This window comes from Protofrankia sp. CiP1_Cm_nod3, assembly GCF_982290655.1.
This window is the reverse complement of sequence record NZ_CEVIVD010000037.1, coordinates 1-5,413: the sequence shown is the minus strand read 5'-3', so window position 1 is coordinate 5,413 and position 5,413 is coordinate 1. Positions and strand designations below refer to the sequence as shown.

Annotated in this window: 4 protein-coding genes; 1 reads left to right on the top strand and 3 read right to left on the bottom strand. The window is 67.0% G+C overall.

The features are described 5' to 3' along the window. Nucleotides 1-1,272: APC family permease (locus AC5LUJ_RS09810; protein ID WP_493464807.1), on the top strand; the 1,272-nt coding region annotated here is incomplete at its 5' end. A 53-nt stretch (nt 1,273-1,325) separates the two neighbouring features. Here the strand turns inward: AC5LUJ_RS09810 and AC5LUJ_RS09805 are convergent. The 3 genes from AC5LUJ_RS09805 to AC5LUJ_RS09795 form a co-directional block, all read right to left on the bottom strand. Beyond that, complete coding sequence (locus tag AC5LUJ_RS09805; protein ID WP_250281231.1) at nt 1,326-1,964, bottom strand: hypothetical protein; 639 nt, start codon at nt 1,962-1,964, stop codon at nt 1,326-1,328. 26 nt (nt 1,965-1,990) lie between these two features. Then, nucleotides 1,991-2,323 (bottom strand): hypothetical protein, encoded by a 333-nt coding sequence (locus AC5LUJ_RS09800; protein WP_250281230.1) that lies wholly within the window; start codon nt 2,321-2,323, stop codon nt 1,991-1,993. Between the two features lie 327 nt (nt 2,324-2,650). Next, nucleotides 2,651-2,953: a WXG100 family type VII secretion target gene (locus tag AC5LUJ_RS09795; protein WP_250281228.1), complete on the bottom strand. Its 303-nt coding sequence runs from the start codon at nt 2,951-2,953 to the stop codon at nt 2,651-2,653. Nucleotides 2,954-5,413: the final 2,460 nt, after the last annotated feature.

The following is a 5,413-nucleotide window of genomic DNA, read 5'->3' as shown; positions in this document are numbered from 1 at the left end:
GTCACCGAGCCGTCCGGTGAGCCGACCGTTTCGACCAGCCGGCTACGGCGCCGCATCGGCCTGGCCGACGCGGTGCTCCTCGGGCTCGGCTCAATGCTCGGGGCCGGGGTGTTCGCCGCGTTCGGGCCAGCGGCCCACGTGGCCGGAGCCGGTGTGCTCGTCAGCCTCGCGATCGCAGCTGTGATCGCTTACTGCAATGCCATGTCGTCCGCGCAGTTGGCCGCGCTCTACCCTGAGTCCGGCGGGACATATGTGTACGGACGGCGTCGGCTCGGCGCCAGCTGGGGCTTTATCGCCGGCTGGGGGTTTGTGGCCGGCAAGACCGCGAGCTGCGCGGCCATGTCCCTGACCGTCGGCGCATACGCGTGGCCGCAGCATCCCCGGCCGGTCGCGGTCGCCGCCGCAGCCCTACTCACCATGGTCAATTATTTCGGCGTGAGCAAGACCGCCCGGCTGACCCGCGCCCTCGTCGCACTCACCCTGCTCGCGCTCGCTGTCGTCGTGGTGGCATGCCTGGCGGGCGGGACCGTCAGAACAGCGCGGCTGAGCCCCTTCTGGTCTGGCAGCGGGCTGGACGCCGTACGCGGGATACTCCAGGCCGCGGCCCTGCTCTTCTTCGCGTTCGCGGGTTATGCCCGGATCGCCACCCTGGGCGAGGAGATCCGTGATCCGGCGCGGACGATTCTGAAAGCGATCCCGACCGCGCTCGGGATCACGATTGCCGTCTACCTGCTTGTCGGCCTGTCCGCGTTGCTGGCGGTCGGCCCGGAACGTCTGGCGGGCGCCGTGGACCCGTTGGCCGCCGCGACCAGCGCCGGTGGCCTGCGTGTCCTGACTCCCGCCGTCCGTGTGGGCGGAGCGGTCGCAAGCCTCGGCGTCCTGCTGTCGCTGCTCGCCGGGGTCGGACGCACCGCCCTTGCCATGGCCCGGGAAGGCGACCTGCCGGGCTGGCTTGCGGCGGTACACCCACGGTATGTGGTTCCCCACCGTGCAGAGTTGCTGCTGGGCGGGGTCGTCATCGCGGTGGTCATCGCCTCGGATGTCCGAGGCGCCATCGGTTTCTCCAGCTTCGCGGTTCTCGTCTACTACGCGATCGCGAACGCCAGTGCCTTCACCCTCGACGGCCCGCAGCACCGCTGGCTGCGCCCCCTGTCGCTGTTCGGCGGTGTCGGCTGCCTGGTCCTCGCTCTTGTACTGCCGGCCGCCTCGGTCCTGACCGGCTTCGCCGTCCTCACCATCGGCATCGTGATCCGTGCCGTGCGCAGGTCGTAAACACAGAAAGCATTATCACTTGCACACCGCGGTACCATTCAGCCGTCACACCGTCACACCGGAGCCATGAGCTCCCCGCCATCGGTGACGAACCGGAAGGTCGAGGTCACCGCGTCGAACAGATCGTGCAATGCGTCCACGAGCACCAGGTTCGGGCTGGAGCAGGAGATCAGGGCCACCTGGTCGGACCGTGGGACCGGGACGAAGGTCTGCATCATCGTCGTCCTGATCCAACCAGCCCGGTCAGGCAGTGAGATGTCCTCCACCCCGTACGAGCGGGCCCCCTGCCCAACGCGAGGAAGATCGACAAGGGTCACCGTAGTCCAGGTGTCATCCTGTGATCGGGCGGCCTTCTCCGCCAGAGAAGACATGATCATTGATGGAGTCACCTCGGTCATGCCGACAACCTGGACATCATCCGGCGCGGGAAGCAAGGATACGGTCACGCTGGCGGATAAGCCGGCGCCTTCTACCGCCTCGGCCATGACGCCGCAGAACAGCGCGCCACCGGCCGCCGCGTCACGGGCGGTGTGCCGGAGCAGCCGGGAGATCGCCGCACGGTTCGCCGCGAGCTCGGGGACACCTCGCGTACGCTCCCGGACCAGAGCGTCGATGGACGCCCGCCGGGTCACCGGATTCAGGTCGACCTCGAACCAGGTATCGGGAACGCTGATCGAAAAACCCAGGACCATGGGCTTTTCGGCAGCAATATGTCCGCTCAGTCTCCTCTCCCCCCTCCCTCTTCCCCACTGGCCGACCGCGACGCACGGACCAGCTCGGTACTCAGATCGGCATCGGCCTGACGCAGGGTCTCCGCCGACCGGGAAGCCATCGTCGCCAGTTTGTTCGCATTTTCGTCGATCTTCTTACGTCCGTCCTTCCAGCCGTGCTCGAAGTCGTCCAGGGCATCCTCGATCTCGGTCGATCCCGTCTGCCCTCGGTAGTTCTCCAGCATCGAACGGGTCGCGTTCATCGCCGAACGGATCGACGTCAGATTGCCGGCCAGCGAGTCCAGCCCAGGAAGATCGACCGAAAGCCGGTCAGTGGTCATCGCGCACTACCTCTCTCACCGTGATCCTGTCGCAGGACAGGCCTACGACGACCGGCCCGTTCACGGAAGGCACAGGAGAGATCGCAGATGTCCCGGGGGCACGGCACCTGTCAACGTCCTTCTGAACAGCGCCCGTTCGGACCGGACGGAAAGCCACCGTGCAGGACGGCGACCTTCGCGCCGTGCCCGGACAAGCACCAAGAATGCCCGGCACGCCGGACGCCTCACCGAGCGAAAACCGCCTCCCGGCGACCTGGGCCCCCGCGCCCGTGGACTTCTTCCCAGGACCGGACGCGGAAAACGTGATCACGCCCTGCCGTCGGCCCGTCAGCTCTGGCCACGCAGTGAACTCGCGAGCTGGGTATCAGCGGTCCGGAACACCTCAGCCGCCTTCTTCAGGTAGTCGGCCATGCCGTCGAGCCCGGCCAGCGTGTTGGTGACACCGGTATTGAACCTGTCGTAGGACCCCTGGAACTGCACGCTGGACTGGTCGGTGACGTACCCACCAGCGGCCAGGGCCTCGACCATTTTCTTCAACGTGACAAGCTGGGCCTCGATGTCGGCCCTGCCGTTCCTGAGCCTGATACTGGCATCGTCCATGTCCTGGTACGTGACATTGAGGTTGGGCATTGTCAGACCCTTTCAGACAGGTTTTCAGCAGCAAATATCGACCGCGCAGGATAGGCCGCTCTGGCGACACAGCGTGATTTCTGGGCCGCGCCGCCCAGAAGCGGTGTATCAGACGGCTTCTACCGCGGTCCAAAAATCATGCTCAGGCAGGACGGTGCTGTCAGCGCGTACCCGATCACACTTCCACTGTTCTTGATGAGCACAACACCGGGTCGATACCGAAACCCGCGGCCCCACTCTCACGGATCATGTATCCAGGGGACGATCCGGCAGCTTCGCTGCCAGGAAGTATCGCACACCAGTGCCGTCCGCGACGCATTTCGTACGCTTTGCACCCATCCGCCTGGTACCGGTTTACACCATGCTCCCGGCTTGTGACAAGACCACCGGGAGAGCGACGTCGACACGACACCGACCACATGATCGCTTCGGTGCGGACGTCGACGCCGGTTGCCCGCCATCATGCCGGACCGACCGCCGGGCGACCCAGTTATCCACAGCCAAGTTATCCACAGGAAAGGTCGCACGGTAGCCGCTCCGCCCGTTGGCGGAAGATGATGAGCCCGTGACACCGCGCTACCTCGACCAAGCCAGCCGGCGATGTTCAGCTCCGCCGGCCAGGCGCCACCCGACGGCTGACAACCCATGGAAGCCGACGGGCGGGCTGGCCGCGCTGTTCTCCAGGCTGCTCTCCAGCGTGGCCGTCATCTTCCCATCCATCCTGTTCCCGCCCGCCCCGGACAAGCGCGGCCGGCGTCCCGCCCTGGCTCAGGCGACAGCGACAAACGCACCGACGGATGCATGCCCGACCGCAACGACAGAAATGAGCACGCCTGACACGAGCACGCCGCTGGACGACAGGTGGAACACCACGACACGACCCGAAGGAACCGTACGCTACCATCCAGTTACGAACCAGCCGCTTCCCCTCACGACTTCTCCCACGGAGGAGGCTGGACAGCGGGGTACCCGGGCACAGGCAGCACCGAGACACCACGACGTACACCCACCCGTCGTCCTATCTGTCATACTGACGACAGGAATGATGGTTGCACTGATGAGGCGACGGCCACGATTCAAGGGCGGCAACCCCCTCGGTCAGACCAGGCCCGGGCTCCGCCTCGCCGCGGACGGGGGGGCTGCCCGATTCCTCGACCAGGCACTGCGGCTTCTCGCCGCGGAGCTCACCACCGCTGGTCGCACCCTGCCATCCGTGTATGCGGCAACCGTCTCCGACAGCGGACTCGTCCTGCACATCGCGCCGGCTGAACCTGACGGACCGCCTTCACCCTGGCAGGCCGGCCGGGCACCGGGTACCTGGCGTATCGCGCGGACCACCACCACGGCCGACGGCCTGCCCGCCGATGACAGCCAGAGAGTTCCCGTAGACACACCAGCCCCCTATCCAGGCCTGGCCACCGTGGGCACGGACGACCGAGGAGCTCGTGTTCTCGTCGACATCGAGGCTGCCCCCGGGATCATCAGCCTCGGTGGGGACGCCGCGCTCGCGCGAGAGGTGGCCGTGTCCGTCGCGGTGGAACTGGCCACGAATCCCTGGTCGGGCGATCTCCGCATATACATGATCGGGTTTCCTGGGCGCCTCATGTCGATTGCCCCGGACCGGCTGCGACCCAGTACCAGCCTCGACGATGTCCTGGACGAGCTGGAAAGCCGTCAGCCGTGGCACGGCCGGTCAGCTGGCGGTGAACCACGAAACGGCGGATCTCCCGATCCGGCGCTCCGAGGGCGGCCGGCGGCCCTGCGCCAGGCCCTGTGGGCGCCGGAGCTGCTGCTCCTGGCCGCCCCTCCGTCCGAGCGGGAGACAGCGCGGCTTTCCGCCCTCTTCAGGGATTCCACCCAGGGGGTCGGTGTCGTGACCGTCGGCAATTCGACCGCCGCACGCTGGCGCTTCACCGTGAGCCCGGAGCGTAAGCTGCACCTCGGTGTCCTTGGGCTGGAGGTCAGTGCTCAGACGCTGAGCACGCGCGAGTACTCCACCATTGCCGGCATGCTCCGTATGGCGGGTACGGCGTACACACGTTCCGGCCAAGCCGACGCCGTGTCACATATCCCAAAAACGGAAACCACGGGCCCTGGTCCCGATCATCCGCACCCCGCATATCCGACAGATCCGCCGCCACGGCGGATCTCCGCTCCAGCGGCACAGTCGCCGCGCCGTCCCGGCCTCGGGAACGGCGTGGCGCAAGTGGACGACCGTAGCCGTGGGAACGAGGACGCCGATGCGCGTGCCGCGTTCCCGGACGGATCCCGGCCAGCCCCCACCTCGAATCCGGACCAGGTGCCGACGCCATGGGTACCCGAAATTCCGCCGTGGATGCGCCCACAGGCATCCACGGCGGAATCAGAGTCCCTCCATCGCAGGCATCCGCCAATTCCACCGGTGCCGTCGGTGCCTCCCCCGTCAGCTCCTGCGCGGACCCCAGCGACGCGGGCCCCGTC